Origin of the sequence: Mycobacterium uberis, assembly GCF_003408705.1 — a bacterium.
Taxonomy (GTDB): domain Bacteria; phylum Actinomycetota; class Actinomycetes; order Mycobacteriales; family Mycobacteriaceae; genus Mycobacterium; species Mycobacterium uberis.
Genome location: NZ_QAYL01000006.1, coordinates 44,953 through 65,577, shown reverse-complemented (window position 1 = coordinate 65,577; position 20,625 = coordinate 44,953). Strand labels below are relative to the sequence as shown.

25 protein-coding genes, 3 tRNA genes and 5 pseudogenes are annotated in these 20,625 nt (G+C 57.5%); 21 read left to right on the top strand and 12 right to left on the bottom strand.

All coding sequences use genetic code 11. The features are described from left to right. Positions 1 to 149: 149 nt before the first annotated feature. Both MUBE_RS17225 and MUBE_RS04750 read left to right on the top strand, forming a co-directional pair. A complete protein-coding gene (locus MUBE_RS17225; protein ID WP_243632829.1) occupies positions 150 to 293 on the top strand; it encodes a hypothetical protein in 144 nt (47 codons plus the stop codon). 112 nt (positions 294 to 405) lie between these two features. Continuing rightward, positions 406 to 609, top strand: a pseudogene (locus tag MUBE_RS04750) (cyanase); the annotation flags it as partial. Position 610: 1 nt separating this feature from the next. Here the strand turns inward: MUBE_RS04750 and MUBE_RS04745 are convergent. Next, positions 611 to 1,306 carry a crotonase/enoyl-CoA hydratase family protein gene (locus MUBE_RS04745; RefSeq protein ID WP_116539682.1) on the bottom strand — a complete coding sequence of 232 codons (696 nt, stop codon included), beginning with the start codon at positions 1,304 to 1,306 and terminating at the stop codon, positions 611 to 613. 111 nt (positions 1,307 to 1,417) lie between these two features. Beyond that, on the bottom strand, positions 1,418 to 2,134 hold the full coding sequence (locus tag MUBE_RS04740; RefSeq protein ID WP_116539681.1) for an MBL fold metallo-hydrolase: 717 nt from the start codon (positions 2,132 to 2,134) through the stop codon (positions 1,418 to 1,420). Between the two features lie 525 nt (positions 2,135 to 2,659). Here MUBE_RS04740 and MUBE_RS04730 point away from each other — a divergent pair. From MUBE_RS04730 to rplA, 11 genes are all read left to right on the top strand, one after another. Beyond that, a tRNA-Thr gene (locus MUBE_RS04730) sits at positions 2,660 to 2,732 on the top strand. A gap of 54 nt (positions 2,733 to 2,786) precedes the next feature. Beyond that, positions 2,787 to 2,860 (top strand) — tRNA-Met (locus tag MUBE_RS04725). Between the two features lie 47 nt (positions 2,861 to 2,907). Further along, positions 2,908 to 3,075, top strand: coding sequence for a 50S ribosomal protein L33 (rpmG, locus tag MUBE_RS04720; protein WP_047313569.1), 168 nt, complete (start codon positions 2,908 to 2,910; stop codon positions 3,073 to 3,075). A 73-nt stretch (positions 3,076 to 3,148) separates the two neighbouring features. Next, the gene (hadA, locus tag MUBE_RS04715) at positions 3,149 to 3,601 is read left to right on the top strand and encodes a (3R)-hydroxyacyl-ACP dehydratase subunit HadA (RefSeq protein ID WP_424399041.1); all 453 of its coding nucleotides are present in this window, start codon (positions 3,149 to 3,151) and stop codon (positions 3,599 to 3,601) included. After that, complete coding sequence (gene hadB, locus MUBE_RS04710) at positions 3,588 to 4,016, top strand: (3R)-hydroxyacyl-ACP dehydratase subunit HadB (protein WP_116539678.1); 429 nt, start codon at positions 3,588 to 3,590, stop codon at positions 4,014 to 4,016. The genes hadA and hadB overlap by 14 nt, the downstream gene beginning before the upstream one ends. 13 nt (positions 4,017 to 4,029) lie before the next feature. After that, positions 4,030 to 4,530, top strand: a complete 501-nt coding sequence (gene hadC, locus MUBE_RS04705; protein WP_116539677.1) for a (3R)-hydroxyacyl-ACP dehydratase subunit HadC — start codon at positions 4,030 to 4,032, stop codon at positions 4,528 to 4,530. Positions 4,531 to 4,674: 144 nt separating this feature from the next. Continuing rightward, positions 4,675 to 4,747: transfer RNA gene (locus MUBE_RS04700), tRNA-Trp, on the top strand. A gap of 94 nt (positions 4,748 to 4,841) precedes the next feature. Continuing rightward, positions 4,842 to 5,276: a preprotein translocase subunit SecE gene (gene secE, locus MUBE_RS04695; protein ID WP_116539676.1), complete on the top strand. Its 435-nt coding sequence runs from the start codon at positions 4,842 to 4,844 to the stop codon at positions 5,274 to 5,276. Positions 5,277 to 5,308: 32 nt separating this feature from the next. Beyond that, positions 5,309 to 6,040, top strand: coding sequence for a transcription termination/antitermination protein NusG (gene nusG / locus MUBE_RS04690; RefSeq protein WP_165849700.1), 732 nt, complete (start codon positions 5,309 to 5,311; stop codon positions 6,038 to 6,040). 27 nt (positions 6,041 to 6,067) lie between these two features. Next, positions 6,068 to 6,496 (top strand): 50S ribosomal protein L11, encoded by a 429-nt coding sequence (gene rplK, locus MUBE_RS04685; RefSeq protein WP_116539675.1) that lies wholly within the window; start codon positions 6,068 to 6,070, stop codon positions 6,494 to 6,496. A 75-nt stretch (positions 6,497 to 6,571) separates the two neighbouring features. Beyond that, complete coding sequence (gene rplA, locus MUBE_RS04680; protein WP_116539674.1) at positions 6,572 to 7,279, top strand: 50S ribosomal protein L1; 708 nt, start codon at positions 6,572 to 6,574, stop codon at positions 7,277 to 7,279. A gap of 49 nt (positions 7,280 to 7,328) precedes the next feature. On the opposite strand, the pseudogene MUBE_RS19940 reads toward rplA, so the two are convergent. The 10 genes and pseudogenes from MUBE_RS19940 to MUBE_RS19930 all read right to left on the bottom strand — a co-directional run. Continuing rightward, positions 7,329 to 8,362: pseudogene (locus MUBE_RS19940) on the bottom strand (DUF6596 domain-containing protein). Positions 8,363 to 8,735: 373 nt separating this feature from the next. Continuing rightward, the gene (locus tag MUBE_RS17215; protein WP_243632826.1) at positions 8,736 to 8,942 is read right to left on the bottom strand and encodes a hypothetical protein; all 207 of its coding nucleotides are present in this window, start codon (positions 8,940 to 8,942) and stop codon (positions 8,736 to 8,738) included. A 338-nt stretch (positions 8,943 to 9,280) separates the two neighbouring features. Next, positions 9,281 to 10,177, bottom strand: a complete 897-nt coding sequence (gene mmaA4, locus MUBE_RS04665) for a hydroxymycolate synthase MmaA4 (protein ID WP_116539673.1) — start codon at positions 10,175 to 10,177, stop codon at positions 9,281 to 9,283. A gap of 33 nt (positions 10,178 to 10,210) precedes the next feature. Continuing rightward, positions 10,211 to 11,104 (bottom strand): methoxy mycolic acid synthase MmaA3, encoded by an 894-nt coding sequence (gene mmaA3, locus MUBE_RS04660; protein WP_116539672.1) that lies wholly within the window; start codon positions 11,102 to 11,104, stop codon positions 10,211 to 10,213. A gap of 151 nt (positions 11,105 to 11,255) precedes the next feature. Further along, positions 11,256 to 12,122: pseudogene (locus MUBE_RS04655) on the bottom strand (cyclopropane mycolic acid synthase family methyltransferase). A 155-nt stretch (positions 12,123 to 12,277) separates the two neighbouring features. Then, a complete protein-coding gene (mmaA1, locus tag MUBE_RS04650) occupies positions 12,278 to 13,138 on the bottom strand; it encodes a mycolic acid methyltransferase MmaA1 (protein ID WP_116539671.1) in 861 nt (286 codons plus the stop codon). Positions 13,139 to 13,194: 56 nt separating this feature from the next. Next, positions 13,195 to 14,100, bottom strand: coding sequence for an alpha/beta fold hydrolase (locus tag MUBE_RS04645; protein WP_116539670.1), 906 nt, complete (start codon positions 14,098 to 14,100; stop codon positions 13,195 to 13,197). After that, the gene (locus MUBE_RS04640) at positions 14,100 to 15,446 is read right to left on the bottom strand and encodes an ABC1 kinase family protein (protein WP_116539669.1); all 1,347 of its coding nucleotides are present in this window, start codon (positions 15,444 to 15,446) and stop codon (positions 14,100 to 14,102) included. Before MUBE_RS04640 ends, MUBE_RS04645 begins: the two co-directional genes overlap by 1 nt. 162 nt (positions 15,447 to 15,608) lie before the next feature. Continuing rightward, positions 15,609 to 16,103, bottom strand: a pseudogene (locus MUBE_RS19935) (mycothiol transferase); the annotation flags it as partial. Next, positions 16,092 to 16,587 (bottom strand): annotated as a pseudogene (locus MUBE_RS19930) (DinB family protein); the annotation flags it as partial. The pseudogenes MUBE_RS19935 and MUBE_RS19930, both read right to left, overlap by 12 nt. 53 nt (positions 16,588 to 16,640) lie before the next feature. Between MUBE_RS19930 and MUBE_RS19925 the strand changes: the two are divergent. From MUBE_RS19925 to MUBE_RS15515, 8 genes are all read left to right on the top strand, one after another. After that, positions 16,641 to 16,910: a hypothetical protein gene (locus MUBE_RS19925; protein WP_116539668.1), complete on the top strand. Its 270-nt coding sequence runs from the start codon at positions 16,641 to 16,643 to the stop codon at positions 16,908 to 16,910. Between the two features lie 546 nt (positions 16,911 to 17,456). Next, positions 17,457 to 17,762: a hypothetical protein gene (locus MUBE_RS19920; protein WP_424399034.1), complete on the top strand. Its 306-nt coding sequence runs from the start codon at positions 17,457 to 17,459 to the stop codon at positions 17,760 to 17,762. 38 nt (positions 17,763 to 17,800) lie between these two features. Beyond that, complete coding sequence (locus MUBE_RS19915) at positions 17,801 to 17,944, top strand: hypothetical protein (protein ID WP_424399033.1); 144 nt, start codon at positions 17,801 to 17,803, stop codon at positions 17,942 to 17,944. Positions 17,945 to 17,959: 15 nt separating this feature from the next. Beyond that, a complete protein-coding gene (locus MUBE_RS19910) occupies positions 17,960 to 18,163 on the top strand; it encodes a hypothetical protein (RefSeq protein WP_116539666.1) in 204 nt (67 codons plus the stop codon). 333 nt (positions 18,164 to 18,496) lie between these two features. Continuing rightward, positions 18,497 to 18,796, top strand: a complete 300-nt coding sequence (locus MUBE_RS17195; RefSeq protein WP_116539665.1) for a hypothetical protein — start codon at positions 18,497 to 18,499, stop codon at positions 18,794 to 18,796. A 52-nt stretch (positions 18,797 to 18,848) separates the two neighbouring features. Beyond that, on the top strand, positions 18,849 to 18,998 hold the full coding sequence (locus MUBE_RS17190; protein ID WP_243632825.1) for a hypothetical protein: 150 nt from the start codon (positions 18,849 to 18,851) through the stop codon (positions 18,996 to 18,998). A 419-nt stretch (positions 18,999 to 19,417) separates the two neighbouring features. After that, on the top strand, positions 19,418 to 19,888 hold the full coding sequence (locus tag MUBE_RS17185) for a hypothetical protein (RefSeq protein WP_243632824.1): 471 nt from the start codon (positions 19,418 to 19,420) through the stop codon (positions 19,886 to 19,888). A gap of 546 nt (positions 19,889 to 20,434) precedes the next feature. Beyond that, a complete protein-coding gene (locus tag MUBE_RS15515) occupies positions 20,435 to 20,614 on the top strand; it encodes a hypothetical protein (protein ID WP_165849695.1) in 180 nt (59 codons plus the stop codon). The last annotated feature ends 11 nt before the right edge of the window (positions 20,615 to 20,625 follow it).

The following is a 20,625-nucleotide window of genomic DNA, read 5'->3' as shown; positions in this document are numbered from 1 at the left end:
GCTGCTACGTAGCAGCTGTTTTGCGAACGTGTCCGTGCGCTTGGCACCGTTGGTGACTGGACCGCCGTAAGAGATTTCCGACTCGGGCTTCCTTGACCCCGATGCCCTCGCAGGGCAGCTCGAGACGATGCAGCGGATAGCGCGACCTGATGGCCAAAATAGAGCAGGAAAGCGACATCCCCGACGTCCAAGATTTCTGGTACTTCGAGGGACGCGAAGACGTCGGCGACTGGTTTCATCGCTATGGTTGGGATGTTACGGTGACGTCTTCTGATGAGTTGATGGCCGGCTGAGGTCATAACGCCATTGAAGCGGTACAGGGCCAAGCTCCAGGGAATCGGTCGTCACCGCGCAGTGTGTCAGCAGGTAGTTGCTGTTAGCTATGTTGTTGCGGATCGCCTTTTGTACAAAGCGATTCAGGTATACGGCGGGGCTATCAAAGAACTGATAAACGAGTAGTTTGGCGACGGCATCATGAGTGCCCTCAACTTAAGCTTCGACCTGAAAAAGAAGTTTCATCCGTCGGGCGATCGCTCCGTGCTAGCATTTGACGGTAAATTCCTTACTTACCAATGGGTTTCGATTGTTAGGTTAGAAGACGGCTGCTGAATTACAGTCCGAACTCGGTTTCTATTTTGTCGATTCCGACGCGGATAGCTGTGAGCGCGTCGGCGCGGGTACGTAGCTTGGTTGCAAGGTGAGCCGGCTGGTTGAGGCCGGCCAATTCCTGTGCGGCTTCTTCGGCACGGCTGCACACCACTTCGGGTAACACGATCTCGTCGACGAAGCCCGCTGCTAAAGCAGTTTCACCGAAGAACGTCTTGGCCAACCCAGTGGCTTGCTGGTACGCCGACGGCGTTAGTCGTAGCTGCATGATCGCCAGTGCCGCGTACGGGATGGTCATGCCGATCGCAACTTCGTTGGCTTGAATGTTGTATGCGTGGGTTGCCACCCGGTGGTCACCCGCGGACAACAGGAACGCCCCCATGGCGATAGCGTGGCCGGTGCAGGCCATCACTACTGGCTTGGGATAGGACAAGAGTCGATATGCTAACTCGAAGCCGCCCCTGAGCATATCGATCGCGGGCTGGGCCTGCCCGGATGTTAAGATCTTTAAGTCGAAGCCGCCACTGAAAACTCGGTTATTCCCGGTGATCACCAGTGCACCGACGTTGTCCGTGTTGGCTTGGTCGATCGCCTCATTGAGAGCCTGCTGCATGATCGGGCCTAGTGCGTTGACTTTGCCGTCGTCCATCTTGATGACTGCGATGGACTCTTTGTGGCTGTAGCTAACAGGGCCGCTCATGGGTACTCCTTCGATCCAGACAACCGGTGGATTAAATCAGATTGATGTTATGCTTCGCTTATGATGTGTTTGGTCGCTGACGATTAGATCGGCATGTTGCACAGTGATTTCTCAACTGCCCATTAACATTCGCCACTGATCGAGACTTGTGGCATGATACACGTAATTGGAGCGCTTGATCAGCGATAGCGTGGCACTGGGATCGATTGAATACCAGTGGCCAGGGAACACTGTCGGATCGCCGGGAAGCTGCGCGAGCTGCTGCAGGCTGCGGTACATCTCGTCGGAATTGCCACCTGGAAAGTCAGTGCGGCCACAGCCTTCCAGGAACAACGTGTCGCCGGCTACCAGCCGGCCATCAAGCAGAAAGCACTGGCTGCCCGGCGTATGGCCCGGTGTGTGCAGCAGCTCAATTTCGATATCGCCAACACTGAGCTTTTCGCGGTGCTCATGGGCGGTAAGATCGTTGAGGCTAATCCCAGTGACTCGCGAAACCCAAAGCGATTCATGGGTATTTACGTGCACGGGCACAGTTGCTCGCTCTAACAGCCCGGTCAATCCCTTCAGCTGGAAGCCCATCATCACCCCGCCCACATGGTCGGGGTGATGATGCGTCACCAGCACTCCAGACAGTCGCATACCGTCTGCTTCGATTGCGTCCACCAGATCACCGGCGGCGTACGCTGGGTCGACCACGACGCAGTCTCCGGTCTGACGATCGCCGATCAGGTAGGAGAAATTGCGCATTTGCGTCGCGACCACATCGCCGACGGCGAAATCGCGTCCGGAGAGCAGTTGCCGAAAGTACAGCCGGTCCGAATCTGACACGTCACTCAGACTAGGTCCCGGCTCAATAGCTGTCCAAGACAGTATAGGGTGCCTTCACATTAATAATTATTGTTGGTAGGTTCCGATCAATGGCGGACACAAATGTCGCTGGCATCGACGGGTCGCGGGCTGAGTTCACTGGGTATCGTTGGTTCATGCTGAAGTACGGTCGAGACCGAGGTTGACGACGACCTAGCCTAAGAGGTCATCTGGCGGTACGGGTTGTATGACAAGCGAGAGGCCGTCAATCTGATGCTGAAAGCTCTCCTCAGCGAGGCCGGTGCTGGAGTTTCGCGGAGCAGGGCCAGGAATGCTGATTGAGTTCAGTGACCCCGCCGTGTGCTGTCCTCGCCAAGGCAACACCGGGTGGCCTTGGGCAGTCGCTGTTTTCTCATCTCCTTACTTTTAATGCTCTATCGCCTTGCCCAGCTGTCTTGAGATGCGCTCCGTAGTTTGGTGACGTTGTGCGTCAAGTTGTACCCTCCTTTTAGGCCCGCGGCACGACTGGTCGCTTCGGGTGGAACGGCCCCCTTAGCTCAGTCGGTAGAGCGTTTCCATGGTAAGGAAAAGGTCAACGGTTCGATTCCGTTAGGGGGCTCGGCGAATGCCAAGTAGGCAGGCGGACCCGAATCCGAGGACGGGATAGCTCAGAGGCGATGTAGCTCAGTCGGTTAGAGCGAACGACTCATAATCGTTAGGTCGCCGGTTCGAGTCCGGCCATCGCTACAACACAAAAACGAGATGTTTGACACCAGATTTGAAAGAGAATCATCATGGCTTCCAGTACCGACGTGCGGCCGAAGATCACCTTGGCATGTGAGGTGTGCAAGCACCGTAACTACATCACCAAGAAGAACCGGCGCAACGATCCCGACCGGATGGAACTGAAGAAGTTCTGTCGCAATTGCGGCAAACACCAGTCCCATCGCGAGACACGGTAGCCACCCGTAAGCGGTGGACAAGAGTGACTAGGTAGATTCTAGAGTCGTGGGGTTGACCACAAACATCGTTGGGATGCACTATCGGTACCCGGACCATTACGAAGTTGAGCGCGAGAAGATCCGCGAGTACGCGGTAGCCGTGAAAAATGAGGACATCTCATTTTTCGAGGAGGACGCGGCAGCCGAGCTTGGCTACAAGGGACTACTGGCCCCGTTGACGTTTATCTGTGTGTTCGGCTACAAGGCGCAGTCAGCGTTTTTTAAGCACGCGAACATCGCTATCACCGACCAGCAGATTGTTCAGGTTGATCAAGTTTTGAAATTCGAGAAGCCGATCGTGGCGGGCGACAAGCTGTACTGCGACGTGTATGTGGATTCGGTGCGTGAGGCGCACGGAACCCAGATCATGGTGACCAAGAACATCGTCACAGACGAGGCTGGTGGCATCGTGCAGGAAACCTACACGACCTTGGCGGGTCGTGCCGGCGACGATGGGGAAGAGGGATTTTCTGATGGCGTTGCGTGAGTTTAGTTCAGTTAAAGTGGGCGACCAGCTTCCGGAGAAGACCTACCCGCTGACCCGCCAAGACCTGGTGAACTACGCAGGGGTTTCGGGTGACTTGAACCCTATCCACTGGGATGACGAGATCGCCAAAGTCGTGGGGCTGGATACCGCGATTGCCCATGGAATGCTGACGATGGGTATTGGTGGTGGGTATGTAACTTCGTGGGTCGGTGATCCTGGTGCAGTCACCGAGTACAATGTGCGGTTCACCGCGGTAGTGCCGGTACCCAATGACGGGAAAGGCGCTGAGCTCGTGTTCAGCGGTAGGGTGAAGTCGGTCGATCCGGACACCAAGCTGGTGACTATCGCACTCACGGCCACCACCGGCGGCAAGAAGATCTTCGGCCGGGCTATCGCGTCGGCGAAACTGGCGTAGGTGGGTGCAGTTTATGACGTTAAAGACTGACATTCGGGGCATGATCTGGCGCTACCCGGACTATTTCATTGTGGGCCGTGAGCAATGCCGCGAATTCGCCAGAGCCATCAAGTGTGATCACCTTGCCTACTTCAGCGAGGAAGCGGCTGCTGACCTCGGCTATGACGCGATCGTTGCACCGCTGACTTTTGTTACAATTTTCGCCAAATACGTCCAGCTGGATTTTTTCCGTAATGTCGATGTTGGCATGGAAACCATGCAGATTGTGCAGGTCGACCAACGTTTTGTCTTTCACAAGCCGGTGCTTGCTGGGGACAAGTTGTGGGCCCGGATGGACATCCATTCGGTCGACGAACGTTTTGGTGCTGACATCGTGGTGACCAAGAACATCTGCACCAACGATGACGGTGAGTTGGTGATGGAGGCCTACACCACCTTGATGGGTCAGCAGGGTGACAATTCCAGTCAGCTCAAATGGGACAAGGAATCTGGACAGGTCATCAGAAGCGCGTAATTGTTATCGGATTTTTTGCGTTTGAGTGAAGTCGAGTACACTCGGGCCTCGGGGTTTTCCAACATCAGCGCGCTTTACTTGAGTCGAATGAGCAGGTCATGTAAGCCCCGGTGCAGGTGGGTTGGCTGGGTCTGCCAACCGCGAAGGGGCGTAGCTCAACTGGCAGAGCAGCGGTCTCCAAAACCGCAGGTTGCAGGTTCAAGTCCTGTCGCCCCTGCTGAATGCGCAGACGTGTCATGGTGGACACTGGGAGTGCGTCCAGTCAGAGTTGGATGGCTCGCAGAAACAGCTAGCGAACAAAGGAGCACGCGGTGAGCGACGAGGGCGGCGTTACCAGCGGTGGCGAAACTGAAGACGGTCGCAGGAGCGGTGGTCGTACGGCCGTGGTGACAAAACCTGCGACTCGACCGCAACGCCCTGCCAGTAAGCGATCTCGGCAGCGTGTGAGTGTCTCGGATACGGGGGTGGACGTCAAGGTCGAGGAGTTGTCAGTTGAGGCTGAGGTTGTTAAGGAAAGCAAGGCGAAAAAGCCGAAGAAGCCAGCGGACCGCTCGGCTAACCCGATCGTATTTATCTACAACTACCTCAAGCAGGCCGTTGCGGAGATGCGGAAAGTTATCTGGCCTAACCGCAAACAAATGCTTAATTATACCTCAGTTGTGTTGGTGTTTCTTGTCTTTATGGTGGCACTGGTCGGCTTTGCTGATTTTGGCCTGGCCAAGCTGGTGCTGTTGGTGTTTGGCTGAGGCTCGAAAGTGATTAGAGAGGACTGAAAACCGTGACTACCTTCGACGGTGACACGTCTGCAGGTGAGGCGGTCGACGTGCAAGAGGCCAGTGTCGACGAGGTCGCCGCGGTTGGCGTTCACGTGGAGCAGGCTGTAGAGATCGACCCGGCTGCCGCGCTCAAGGCAGAGCTGCGTAGCAAGCCGGGCGACTGGTATGTCATTCATTCCTATGCGGGGTACGAGAACAAGGTGAAAGCTAACCTTGAAACCCGGGTGCAGAACCTAGACGTCGGTGACTACATTTTCCAGGTGGAGGTGCCCACTGAAGAGGTAACCGAAATCAAGAATGGTCAACGCAGGCAAGTTAGCCGCAAGGTGCTGCCTGGCTACATCCTGGTACGCATGGATTTGACCGACGACTCGTGGGCTGCGGTGCGCAACACCCCCGGGGTCACCGGATTCGTTGGTGCAACGTCGCGTCCGTCGGCGCTTGCGCTCGACGACGTGGTGAAATTCCTGCTACCGCCGGGGTCGGCGAAGAAGGCCGTCAAGGGCGCGGCCAGTACCACCGCTGCCTCCGAGACGGGTGGGCTGGAACGTCCGATTATCGAGGTTGACTACGAGGTGGGCGAATCGGTAACGGTCATGGACGGGCCATTTGCGACGTTGCCGGCCACGATTAGCGAGGTCAACGCCGAACAGCAGAAGCTTAAGGCGTTGGTTTCGATCTTTGGCCGCGAAACACCGGTGGAGCTGACCTTCAGCCAAGTCTCCAAGATTTAACCTCTGAGGAAGGAATAACGAAACCCCATGGCCCCGAAGAAGAGAGTCGCCGGGCTGATCAAGCTTCAGATCCAGGCGGGGCAGGCCAACCCTGCGCCACCTGTAGGGCCCGCGCTTGGCCAGCATGGTGCTAACATCATGGAGTTCTGCAAGGCGTATAATGCTGCCACCGAGCATCAGCGTGGCCAGGTCATCCCGGTGGAGGTCACGGTCTACGAGGACCGCAGCTTCACGTTCGTGCTTAAAACACCGCCTGCCGCAAAGCTGCTCCTTAAGGCTGCTGGCGTGGGCAAGGGGTCGGCGGAGCCGCACAAGACTAAGGTCGCCAAGGTCAGTTGGAGTCAAGTGCAGGAAATCGCTGAGACCAAGAAAGCCGACCTCAACGCCAACGATATCGAGGCCGCTGCCAAGATCATAGCTGGTACCGCCAGGTCGATGGGTATCACGGTCGAATAGACGGACCCCGTATGTGGGAGGGTTAGCTTCGGCCCGCTTAATCACCACGCACCCAACATCGGATTGGATATTTCAATGAGCAAGAACAGCAAGGCATATCGTGCCGCCGCCGATAAGGTGGACCGTAGCAACCTCTACACTCCTCTGCAGGCGGCCAAGCTTGCCAAAGAGACGTCGTCAGCCAAGCAAGATGCGACCGTCGAGGTGGCGATCCGGTTGGGTGTCGACCCGCGCAAGGCGGATCAAATGGTTCGCGGCACGGTCAACCTGCCACACGGCACCGGTAAGATTGCCCGGGTCGTGGTCTTCGCGGTCGGCGAAAAAGCGGATGCTGCCGTTGCCGCGGGAGCTGATGTGGTTGGTAGCGATGATCTGATTGAGAAGATTCAGGCTGGCTGGCTGGAGTTCGACGCCGCGATTGCGACGCCCGATCAGATGGCCAAGGTCGGTCGAATCGCTCGGGTCTTGGGTCCACGTGGCCTGATGCCAAACCCCAAAACCGGCACCGTTACTCCCGACGTTGCCAAGGCCGTGGCTGACATCAAGGGCGGTAAGATCAACTTCCGGGTGGACAAACAGGCCAACTTGCACTTTGTGATCGGCAAGGCATCGTTCGACGAGAAGCGGCTGGCGGAGAACTATGGCGCCGCGCTTGATGAGGTGCTGCGGCTCAAGCCGTCGTCATCGAAGGGTCGCTACCTGAAGAAGGTCACCGTGTCAACGACCATGGGCCCCGGCATTCCGGTCGACCCATCGATTATCCGGAATCTCACTGAGGTGTAGCACGCACCAACAGGTGCTATACAGCTATGCGGCACCGCGGGAAGGCCCTTCACGGCCCTGATCTATCTGCTTCCAATGCTATTCGGTAGGCGGGTGGACGGCTTTGGTGGGCCGGCCCGCATGGCGCAACAGAACGGCACGCACAGATGTGACCAGATTTGAGCGGGTAAGCCGGGAATCAGATATCACCTCCTCTAGCAGTGTATTTGTCATCTGCAGCAGCTGGTCATAGGCTATGCAGATGACCAGCTAGTCGATTTGTTCCCAGAACGGCGTTTGTAGTGTGCAACGCTGCGATCGTCGCTTGTGGAAGGGACAGGCCCGTTGATCCCGTGGACTGTTGTAAGTGGTCCAGGTTGGGGGTGATGCGATTGCGACACCAAGGACTAAGGTCCTGATCCTCGAGCGAGACCAGAGCGCCGGCCTTAATTCACCCGCGTTAGTTGTCGTGCATCATGCAGTAACATCCAGGACTGTTAGGGCATGTGCCTCTAGCTTATTGAGCAGCAGTGTGCACTGCTTTCCAGCCAGCCGAATCGTTGTGTCGCACAATTTGTCACGAATCACCGCCGGTCCCTCCGTCGACCAATAGCTCTCGGTGAACACCGGATAGATGCAGCTGAGCATGTGTGACGTGCAACTGAGGCAGCAGTTCGACGGGTGGCATCCGCGGCGGGATGTTGGGGTGCCGGATCTTGTTCTTGGTGCGCGTAGATTCGCTGCTTGACCGCGGTATCAGTCTGCAGCAGCGCGTGTGTGAGCTCGGCGACGGTCAACCCGTACACCAACCGCAGTGTGAGCACGAGTTGAAACTAGTGGTCCAACGCCCGGTGCACACGGGTGAACATTATCCGACAGTTTGTCGTCGCGAATCGGATGTTGGTTGCAGCAATCGGTACATTCCTGAATGTCATCTATAGGGCTCTAATAGCCATCACTACCCCTTTCCAGGACATGTCGATTCGCGGCGTATCTGATTCTCGGGCGTGGTTGTGTGCGACAGTCACAAGCCACCCACCGGGGTGATCGGGAACGTCATTGGGGGGTCAGCTGCGAAACGACTTGGCGCAAGCTTTCCTGCACGGCGTCTTCCGTGATGGTTAGATCTCCGGACCACCGCGCGAGCGTGGTGACGGCGAGTCTCTAATCTCGACGAAAGATGCCTTTCAGGTTGGTCATTCGCCGGTTCTACCAACTCGAGATACCCGGTTAGTTGCCGCGCTGCACGGCTAGAGGCGGGGATAATTTACGCCACCTTGACCACCTCGTCGTGTTAACTTGCGCTAAGCGCATGGAAGCCGTTAGCGACTTCGGCACTCTCCACGTAAGGACCGTAGTTGATAAGGAGCTCGCCGTCACGTACTAGTACAGTGGTCGCTGTGGACGGCGTATGCAGGCCAGTCCAGGCCTTGATGTGGTCACCGCCGATGGCGGTTTCGAACTTTTGGTGGCACAATCACCATAGCACTCCCAGTGCGGCGAGTTGGGCTGTACCGGCCGGTCCGGCGGCTTCCAGCAGCAATGCGATCCAGTTGGTGCCATGCAGCGGTTGCGTCGGGATCCTCCTCTCCGTTCGCGGCCACGCCTCCACGGCGCCGTACGAGGCGACCGGAATGTCGCGCACCAATGTGAACGCCTCGTCGAGATTTTCGTTCTCGAACACGTAGTAGCGGCAGGGCGCTTCGGCTGACTTGGCGAAGGGACCGTCGGTGACAGTCAGCACATCAGGGCCGGCCGTAGGTGTCTGCAGCCAGGCGCCGTCGGTTTCAGGGCGTACCTGGCCAAGTTGCTACAGCGGCCTGGGCACGGAAGCGTTTGGAACGCGGCCAGCACGTGGGCCCGTTTGTCGGGCGTGAGGTCTCGTTCCTGGCTTAATTACTAGGGCTAACACTGCCTGTCCGTCACCTTCGATAGTTAGCGAAGTCTTGTGCTTCACTATCTACCCATTCTACCTAATCGACAAACGGGGCGCAGTCGGTAAGCCGACATTCGCCGGAGGATTTAAGCCGTAGCACCTGGTTTGAGATAGGTCACCAGGCTGCAGTCCAGCAGCTCGTCGGCGAAGTAGTGCTCACAGCCGCGCAGGTACTTCATGTACCGATTGTAGACCTCTTCGGAGGTGACTTCGATGGCTTTTTCCCTGTTGGATTCTAGGGTGTCGCCCCAGATACGCAGCGTTTTGATGTAGTGCTGCTGCAGTGACAGCGGTTCGGGGACGGTGAATCCCGCCTGCTGGCCATGTTCGACCATCATTTTGGTCGATGGCAGCCGTCCGCCTGGAAATATCTCGGTGATGATAAACTTGACAAAGCGAGCTGTTTCGAAGCTCAGTTTCTTACCTCGGGCAGCCATGTCGAGGGGGTGGAAGCTGACGCTGCTTTGGACTGTCATACGACCGTCGGAGGGCATGATGTTGAAACACCGCTTGAAGAAATCGTCGTAGTTTTCGTGTCCGAAGTGTTCGAACGCTTCGATCGACACGATCCGGTCGACCGGTTCGGTGAAATCCTCCCAGCCTTGCAGCCGCACTTGACGTGAACGATTACTGTCGAGAGTCGTCAGCACATGCTCGCAGCGAGCATGCTGATTCTCGGACAAAGTCAGGCCAATAATGTTGACGTCGTACTTCTCGACAGCGCGCCTCATGGTGGTGCCCCAACCACAGCCGATGTCCAACAGGGTCATGCCCGGGTTGAGATCCAGCTTGTCCAGGTTGAGGTCGATCTTGGCGTACTGGGCTTCTTCGAGTGTCAGGCTTGGTGGCTCAAAATAGGCACAGCTGTAGGTGCGGGTGGGGTCCTGGAACAGGGCGAAGAAATCGTCGGAGACGTCGTAGTGTGCCTGGATGTCTTCCGAGCGCGTTCGCGTTTTTGTCGGGCCAATTGGTTGCTCAGCCATTGTCGTCGTGTTCTCCTGGATGATGCTTACTGTCTAGGGCGCTGCTTGCTTTTCCAGTGTGAACTGGTTGCAGTCGATGTAGCCTATCCGGAATGCCTTGGCGCAGCCGGTCAAGTACTTCATGTACCGCTCGTACATCTCTTCGGACTGGATCGCGATGGCCTCGTCCTTGTGTGCTTGGAGGGCCTCCGCCCACAGGTCAAGGGTCTTGGCGAAGTCCGACTGCAGCGACTGGGTGCGGGCTATCTTGAAGCCGACCTTCGTTGAGTGCTCCTCGATGGTTTCGATCATCGGTAGCCTGCCGCCCGGGAAAATGTCGTTGATTATGAACCTGATGAACTTAGCTATCTCCATCGTCATCGGGATACCGCGTTTGATGACCTGTTTTGGATGCAGCCCGGTGATCGAGTGCAGCAGCATTACTCCGTCAGTGGGAAGTGTGCTATAAGCGAACTTGAAGAAATCGTCATAGCGGTCAAACCCGAAGTGCTCTAACGCTTCTATGATGACGATGCGGTCCACCGGCTCGTCAAAGTCGGCCCAGTCGCACAGCAGGGCTCGTCGTGAGCGGGTCGAATCGATTTTGTCAAGCACTTGCTGACAGTAAGCATGCTGGTTCTTCGACAAGGTCAATCCGACGACGTTTACATCGTAGCGCTCGATGGCTCGCTTCATCACCGAGCCCCAGCCGCAGCCGATGTCGAGCAGGGTCATGCCTGACTGGAGCCCCAGCTTGTCGAGCGTTAGATCGAGCTTGGCGACCTGTGCTTCGTACAGGGTCATGTCTTCGCGCGGAAAATATGCGCAACTGTAGGTGCGAGTCGGATCCTGGAACAGTGCGAAGAATTCATTCGAAAGGTCGTAGTGCGCTTGAACGTCGTCGATATTAGACTGAGCCCGTGTGACGCTTGCTGGGTTGTAAGACATGTGTTCTCCTGGATGGACAAGGCACCTTGACGAGGCGGCTATTCCCGACTTCTCTACATAGGACTGGGAGTATCCTTTGCATTTCAAGTCGCTTAAACCGTGGTTATCTCGATCGAGATCCATACAGATCGCAGTCTGGTTGATGCAATCACTACTTCTGCGGGGTGAACTGGTTGACATCGGTGTAGCCGGCACGGAACAGCGTGGCGTAGTCCGTGAAGTATTTCATATATTGTGTCGTAGACATCTTCGGATTGAATCGCGATGGCCTCACTTTCGGTTTCTCTCGAGCGCTTTGGCCTGCTAGCCGAGGGTCCGGGTGTAGTACGCTTGTCGCGACTGGCGCCGGGTAAGCTTGAAGCCAGCTTCTAGTCCGGTCTCTTCTACCATCTTCAATGGCCGGTATCCTGCCACCCGGGAAAATTTCGGTGAAAATACACCAAAAGAAACGAATCACATTGAGTGAAAGCGGCCGACCGTTGTCGGTCATCTGCTGTTTGGTCGGTCCGGCGATCGTGTGTAACGACATCACGCTGTCGTCAGGCAGGATGTTGCAGGCCGTCTCAAAGAAGTCATCGTAACGATTGTGGCCGAAGTGCTCGAACGCGCCGACTGACACGATGCGGTCGACGGGCTCACGAAACTGTTCCCAACCATCGAGCAACGCCCGCTTGTTGAGCGGGCTGTCCATCTGGTCGAACGATTTCTGGACATGGGCGGCCTGGTTCTTCGTCAATGTCAGGCCGATCACGTTGACGCCGTAGCGCTCGATGGCCCGCTTCATCACCGAGCCCCGGCCGCAGCCGGCGTTGAGCAACCTCATGCCGGGTTGCAAGCCCAGATCGTCGAGCGTCAAGTCGATCTTGGCGAACTGCACCTCTTCCAGCGCCATGTCTTCGTGCTCAAAGTACACGTAGCTATAGGCCTGGGTGGGTTCCAGAAACAGATGGAAGAAACCGTCAAATAGATCGTAGTGCGCCTGCACATTGGCGAACTGTGGCATCAATTCCTTGGCCATGACCTCGTGTGCCTTCCTGGACCCGCATTGGCCCATCGGTGCTCGGAAGAAATGCACCGAAAAAATTCCCCCCGGCTTGCTCGAGGCATGCTATCCGATGCATGGCTACATCACTAAACTGCGATCGGGTTTGCCTCGATAAAAAGGCAGCGCCGCTACTTTTTCAGCGTGAATTGGGCCACGTTGATGAGCCCTCGGCGGAAGCGGTCCGCGCACCCAGTTAAGTAGTGCATGAAGTTGTCATAGATCTCTTTAGGCTGTATAGTAAGGGCGTGATCCCGGGCTGCCGCCAGGTTAGCTGCCCATAGATCCAGGGTCCTTGAGTAATGTGCCTGCATTAGCTGGGTTTGCTCGACGGAGAACCCCGCGGCCTTGGCATTGTCTGTAATGTTGGGTTCGGAAGGGAGTTCCCCGCCCGGGAAGATTGACTCGCGCAGGAATTTGAGGAACCGCAGGTCGCTCATGGTTAGTGGTATACCTTGTTCGTGCAACCATAGCCGGTCGTACGTGAATAAGCTCTGCAACAACATCCGGCCGTCATCGGGGAGGATGTCATATGAGCGTTCGAAGAAGGCGAAATAGCGCTCCTTCTTAAAAGCATCGAACGCCTCGAAGCTAACAATCCGGTCGACCTTTTCTCCGAACTCTTCCCAGCCCTGTACTCTAACCTCAGCATGCCGCTTCGTCGGGATCTCGGCGAGCCGGGTTTTGCTGCGTGCGCAGTGGTTGCGGCTGAGGGTGAGGCCAATGACGTTGACATCGTACTTCTCGACAGCGCGGACCAGTGCCCCGCCCCAGCCGCAACCCACGTCGAGCAGCGTCATCCCGGGCGCAAGTTTCAGCTTGTCCAGGGCCAGGTCTAGCTTTGCTAATTGAGCCTCTTCGAGGGTCATGTCGTCGCGCTCGAAATACGCGCAGGTGTAAACCCAGGTGGGATCGAGGAAGAGAGCGAAAAAGTCGTCCGAAATGTCGTATGTCGATTGTGACTCTTCGTAGTAAGGCCTCAGCTTAGCCATATGAGACAACCTCCTGTGCTAACCGTACAACTCAGCGAATTGGTATGGCCTTTTGGTTAGCTAGCCTCGGCGAAGTTGCTCATTAACACACCAACCACCCGATCCCACAGCTGTTGCGGTAGATCATGGCCCATTCCGTCGAATAACACCAGTCGGGCGCCGGTGATGGCGCGGGCGACCGCACGACCGCTGGAGGGCCGTACCAGTTTGTCGGCTCGGCCATGAATCACCACAGTCGGTGCGACGATGCGCTGGTTGTAGTGCAGCAGGCTGCCGCTGCCCAGGATTGCGCTTAATTGCCGACTGACACCTAACGGGTAGAAGCTGCGGTCGTAGACTTGGGTGGCGTCGGCACGGACCTGTTCCTCAGGCATGCGGTAGCGTGGACTACCGATAATTTTGGTGACTCGCACGACGTTGTCAACGACCACGTCGCGCGGTGAGCCGGGCGGTGGGCCGGTGAGGAGTGCTAGCAAGGCACGCGGGGCAGGCGGCGGCAGAAATGCGCGATTGTTGCTGGAGAACAAGATGGCTAGGGCCTTGGTTCGCGCGGGGAAACGTGCCGCGAAGATTTGGGCGATCATGCCGCCCATCGATGCTCCAACGATGTGGGCCTGCTCGATGTCGAGGTGATCTAGCAGGGCGACGGCGTCGTCGGCCATGTCCTCAAGCGTGTACGCGCACTCGTTGCGCCGGCCGAACCAGAAGCGAAGCAGTCGTGCGGTCAGCGGCTGGCTGGGGCAGGGATGCTCGGTCTTGCTGGAAAGTCCGACGTCGCGGTTGTCGTACCGAATGACTCGTAGGCCCTGAGCGACGAGCTTCTCACAGAAGGCGGTTCGCCACAGTACCAATTGAGCGCCCAGACCCATGATCAGCAATACCGGCGGGTCATTGACGTCGCCCATGTCCTCGTAGTACAGTTTTACCTCACCTGATATGGCGTGACCGCTGCGGATTTTCATTAGATTTCCACGTCGGTTTGATGCTCGCGGCTAACTTCGACCATAAAATTCGTGAAGTACCCCGTCAGCTCCGGATCCGACATTACCTGCCATTGTGGCGCCAGCAGTTTCATATACCGTTCGACGTAGAGGAATTGCTTGCCGATCAGCACCAGTTCGCGGGGCAGCTTGACGTTATAGACGTCGGCCAGCGCCGACAGCTGCCGGCCGATGTCAGCGTAGGACATGTCGCCGAGGGTCTTCATGGTCAGCGGAGTGGCGAAGCCTTCCAGGTCTTTGGCGGCCTGAGCCTCGGGTTTCACCGTGCCAACGGCGCCCATAAGCACAACGATTTTGCCTGCCGCGGCGTGGTCTTTTTTCACTAGCAGGGCATATACCAGTTCGCGTAGCAACCAACGGGTGCGCGGATCGATGCGGCCCATGATCCCGAAGTCGAAGAACACGATGCGGCCTTGGTCGTCGACGTGCAGGTTGCCTGCGTGCAAATCACCGTGGAACAGGCCGTGTCGCAGACCGCCCTCGAACACAGAGAATAACAGTGCCTTGACCAGCTCGACGCCGTCAAAGCCGGACTTGCGGATGGCGGCTGTGTTGTCGATCCGGATGCCGTGCACCCGTTCCATCGTCAACACCCGCTCGGTAGTGAAGTCCCAGTGCACGTCAGGAACTCGGATGTTCTTGCCTAGCGGTGAGGTGTGCAGGTGGGTGACCCACGTCTCCATCGATTGCGCTTCGAGACGGAAGTTTAGTTCTTCGGCAAGATTGTCGGAAAAGTCGGCGACGACATCTTGCGCTGAAAGCTGACGGCCCAGCTTGGCTAGTTCGACTGCTTGCGCGAAACGTTTCAGGATCTGCAGGTCGGCAGCGACCCGTCGGCGTATGCCGGGCCGCTGGATCTTGACGACGACCTGCTCGCCGCTGTGCAGGGTGGCGTAGTGTACCTGGGCGATGGACGCCGATGCGAATGGTTTTTCGCAGAAGCTGGCGAACAGCTTGGATGGCTGTTCGCCGAGTTCCTCGACGAACAGCTTGTACACCTCGTTGGTGTCGGCCGGTGGCACCCGGTCAAGCAGGCCGCGGAATTCGCGCGACAGCGACTCACCAAACGCGCCGGGACTGGACGCGATGATCTGTCCGAACTTGACGTACGTTGGACCAAGGTTGGCAAAGGTCTGCGGGATTTCCTTGATCATCTTTTGCCGCCATGGACCCTTGCTGGCAAGCTTGGTGGTGACGCGAGCGGCGGTACGAGTGATTTGCCAACCGGTGGCGGCTACTCGGGCTGCCTCGACCTGCAACGGCACCCGATCTAACTTGACCACCTCGCGATTTTTGGTGGAACTCATCTGAGCAGTGTGCCAAACCGGTGGTGTTAGGTCCTAATTCAGTGTGACTCCACATCAACTTAGCGGTCGTAGCGTGCTGCAGGCCAGTACCTCCACAGTTACTCAAAAAAATAATATAGTGCTTTACCCCTTGGTCTCCAAGCACTCCAGCCCGGTGACGGTGACCAATTTGTACATGGTGGCGCCGTCGATTCTTGTCTGGATGATGTCGGCATGGCCGGCGTACCGGGCCAGCTGATTGATCATGTGCAGGATCACCCAGTGCGCCGGCCATGCGTTGAGGTTCCTGGGAAACCAGGGAATATCCGGCGGAATCGGCACTATGGTGTCGAGGTCAGCGGTTTCGGCCAGCTGCGGTGATTTCCGCGTTTTGAGCCTCGAATGTTCATAGCAGTACATCAAGTGTCTTATAGGAGCTCATCACGTGCTGGTCGGCGAATTTTTGGCGATCTCGCGGAATGGCCACGTGTCTTTCGGTGGTGCAGCCTGAGCGGCGGCAATTGACACTATCCAGCTGCGTTGCATATCGGTGGCATGCTTATACTCGATTCCCGATCGACAGTGCGCTAACTGAAGGTGCTGTTTATCAGTGAAGTCATAAGAAACAGCGGAGAACGCACTTTGGTGGAATGCCAGGAATTCGCACAGGCAAGCGATTTCGGCACCATGGTGGATCGTTTCGCGATTGATGTGTAATAGCAACTTGCTCAGCGGGTGCTCTGCGTAGAGTCCTTCGGCGGGGACGCAATCAGGCGGTTCAGGTTTTCGGCGGACAGCGACCGCACGCTGTTGAGGCTACGCTGCGTACGTATCGTCGAGTTGGGTCAGTGCGGTGGCTGTAGTTTGTGTGGTGTACTGCCAAATCTGATAGTTGGTAGGTGGGTCCGTCGAAGTAGGTGGTGGTTGCGCATCGCAAATACCTCGACGATGACCTGGATCAGGCATCAGGTGATGGCCGTGAACGGCGCCGGGGTGGGCCCTGGAAATGCAAAGCCCACCGAGCTGTCTAAATGTACAGTTCATCAGTTTAGCACTGTTTGCCATAAATATTCGTCGTCGATCAGGCCGTTCAGGCGAGGGCGCAGATTTCGCGCCAATGCCAGTCGAGCTGATCGGCCAGTTGTGTGCTGAAGTCCGCCATAGTTCTGATCGTAAGGCGCTGGTATGCAAGCGGTTTAGGCCGAGTCGACCGAGATGTTTGTTGGTTCACCGGGGGTGTCAGCGCAGTTAGCGTGTATCATCGCCGCTGCGTGCATCGAGCCCACGTCAATCCGCATTGACGGTGACTGTCTGCGCGGTGAGGTGATGGCCTTAGGGGAACAGGACGGCAACGAAATCGTCGCGGTTCCGGTCAGGGTTGATCATCCGATGGTCGGCCAGCGACAGGCTATCGGGTGCACGCCGGCGACGACAATGTGCCCTTCGAGTCTATCGTGGCTGAACCTGGGTGGACTATGTTCATGATCAGCAATTTTCATTAAGATCCGATGTGGTGGAATACGCAGGGTGGTTATATCAGCCGGTGGACCGAAGGTCCGCCCGCTCGGGCCCGACAGGCGAACGGCTTCGCGCTGGTTCACGCGCATCTGGAGATGGCTCGCCGCGAACCGGAATAGAAGTTTGTGCTGGCTGAAGTGGATTACCTCAAGCCGTATTAGGACACTCGTCTGCAGGACCGTGCTGACCTGCGCCGATTTTTCGCCGAACGTCGTGTCGAAGTGCTAGGCGGCACTTAGAACGAACCCAACACCAACCTTACCGGGCCAAAGGAGACAACTCGAAAATTGTTACATGGCATAGGTTTTCGGTGCAACGGGTTGGGCGCTTATCCGGCTACCGCATGGCAGTGAGACGTGTTTGGCCATGACCCGCAATTCCCTGTGATGGTCGCCGACACCGGCCTGACGTCGAGTTCCTAGGTTCTGAAGGCCCCACCACTAATGGAGCCTGGCTCACGGCAGCTCTTATGTGGCAGGGGGTCGATCGTATGCAGTTCCGCAGCGAGCTCGAATGGAGTACGTCGTCGGGTTGAGGTTTGCTTACCCACATACCATGCCAGCGCACTATTTGGCGGACTGGTGGATGGCTGCTTCGAACTCATCGACCGAGGCCAAAGACACCGCCTATGTGCTGTTCGATCAGCTTAGGAAGATTGCGTTGACCTGCAATGTGCTAATGCCAGTTGGTACCGACATACACGCCGCCGAACAAAATGGGACACCGCAATTTAACACGACAGGAGTGCGCGCTACACCCGGCCACGGTTTGTGTGCGGGCTGCCGTGAGAGTTCTTCGCGGTGGTGCGCGCAGAACTGACCGAACGGAGTTGTGCGCCGTCACTGTAAGCCCGGAGCATGAACCTAATCTACACCGGAAAGGATGTGTTCTACATCGACACCGAACAAGCCAACCGGCCCGCCGAGAGTGCCGCACCACACGCAGAACGTTTCGCGGTGTTCGCTGCGTTGATGGTTGGCGTTAACTATCCGCAGGCGTAGTTAACCAAGGCATGGGTGCAACTGGCCTACGGCGTGTACCACAATGCTATCACCGGGTCGGAGTCCGAGCGAAATCTACTTCTACCTGTGCCGCCTTGCTGGCGCGACGCGTGGAACCCGTTGATTCAGCAGCGCACCGACATGGTCATCGTCCGTTTCGATCTGCCGCTCGACGTGGCGGTGCGGTTTATTCGCTGGTTCATGACGACCGTCAGGTGATCGCAGGCGAGCGGATTGGCAACGAGCTTGCCGGTCTACGCAGAATGCCCGCCTCACCCGACGCAGAGCAAAAAACCAGGGTACCTGTTGCCCGCGGGGCCGATGGTGTACTCATCGGAATTACCCATACGCGTGCAAGCTTTACCATGACCAGCAGTTGGATCAGCGGCTGGTCATGCACGGCCTGATCGACACGATGTAGTATTATATCCAATTTTTACTATGATTTAAATGATGTTTCAGTAGCGTGATGTAACCCGTGTGGACTCCTGCACCACTATCGACGAGTTTGCTAAGGTCTACCGCCTAGTGCGACGGCGCTGAGCGTGTGCGATGTCTATCGGCAAAATGGGGATGCGGTCGTTGGGCGCGGATTCGCATCAATACACCCGCTTTATGGGGCTCTGTTCAGTGGATATCGCTCAGTATCTGTGGATGTTGGGCAACCCGGCCTACAGCTGGTTCAGCCTATTTTTGGACAATACGCGTCTGGATCGGAAGCATGGCCGTGTGGGCGGTATCGATGGCCGAGGTGGTGGCGCTGACCGAGACGATGTTCGGCCCCCTGACCCGCGAGCTGATGGTCGCGCTGGTCCGCCGGAATATCACGGTCAGCTGCAGCAGCGCAAGTGAATTATGCTAAGGTGGCCTCGACGTCGACTCGCATCTGTCCGACGTATGGATTGTGCAGGGCGAGCCAACTCGCAACCCTTGCATCGAGGCCGTGCTCGCTGAGGCCAACCCGGCATATAACACTGAACTCGATCGGCAGCTGGCCGAGACGGGCCGAGCCCGCGTGTGGGTGTTTGCCGCTACGCCGGTGGCGCAGGTGTGAGAATCTAACACCGACCTGTGTGGCGTCCGGACACTGCCGGTGCTGGTTATTGCCAGCTCCGACGACGAAGGCCAAAGGCCTGAGTACCGAGATCGTCTTGGTGGCCGACGTCGAGATCTTGGTTACGCAGGCCGACCAGGCTCCACCGAAAATGGACTCTTTCGAAGTCCGTACCGTAGCGCTATTGAACCGCTGGGTTCCGAGCTTCGCAGTCGATCCCCAGGGGACCCTGCACACCTCGTTAATGCGTTCCTACACCGGTTGGTCACCGACGAACCGCTCTTACTCCCGACGGGTCGAATATCCAACGCCAAGGGTGGACCCACGTTTTCAACTCCGCGCTGGCCTGAGGCGTCGGCGACTGGTGGCGTGTCGAGATCCCGGCTCGCAGCGAGCAGTTCTCCTACCCGCTGCTCGCAGTGTCGACGCCACAGCGACGGGACTGGCTGGCACTGGTCGGCTCGTTGCTACACGTCAACCCGTTCCAGTTGGTGCAGCTGGGTGCGCTAAAAGCGGCGGGCAACCCACTGGCCGGCGGCAGTGCCCAGCCGATCTACCCCGGAACGGTTGCGTTGCGGCTGGTGGAAATCACCGGGGCCAGAACCCGCGTCGCTATCGGTTCGGAGCTCGGGAAGGTACGCGCGCTCAAGCTGGCCGATTTGCTGGAAAAATCGCTGCAACAACTAATCTACCGCACCCGTTTGATCGACCTGCACGGCTGCCAGGTCGCCACCGTGCTTGCTCGGCTCGAAATGCCCAAAGTGCTTGCCGGTTCTGGCTTGCGCACTGCTCTGGCTGCGCAGGCCGAGACTGCTCAGCCGCTTTACGAGCGTTATTGGTTGCGCAATCGCAGGTCCGCACTACTGGGCGGGCTTCTGGCCGTCGCTTAACTGCTAGCCTTAGTCGTTGCCGACCGAGCCAGGCAGCGAAATGGTGCCGTGAATCACCGCAGCCAGCGATTTCGCGTTGGACGGTACAGTGGCAGGGGTATGTCCGGAGGGGTGAGCGGCCCCATCTCCTCAGCTGCCGTTCATGTTGGGCAGTCGTCAGCGCCAGGAGGCCGACGTTGCGCTGACGTTTCCGGCTGGTGTGCAACCAGGGCTTCTACTCGATACGGGCCTAGATGCGTGTCACAGGGGATTGAGTCCCGGCTGCCTGGTGCCAGGTCGTCGAGGACGTATGCGTGGTGGAGCTTAGTGCATGAAGCGACGATGGTGTCGCGTGCCTGGCTGACGGGCCAGCCGACGTCGCTCCCGTGGCCGGCGAGTCGACCCAGCTGGTTATTACGCTCGGCACCTGTGCCCGGGCCGAATTGGCATTGGAAACGTCTTTTGTCACTCCCTGAGTACCTGGGAGTGGAACGACCCGTACGCGGTCGGTACTGTCTTGCCTGTCGACAGCACGGTTGAGCTCGGCTTTGACGTGACCCCGCCGGCTTGACTGGACCCCGATCGGAGGTGGGCTCTGGTCCGGTTTGGCTACGCCGGTTGGCTGACCTACTCTCCGGCGGTATAGGTGACCGTGACTTGAGCGGGCATGTGATGACCGGCACCAGCAACGGACGACGACTATGGCGCTGGCTTGCGCAACTGACCGTGACTGAGCGGGGTGCTTAGTGCTGCACGAC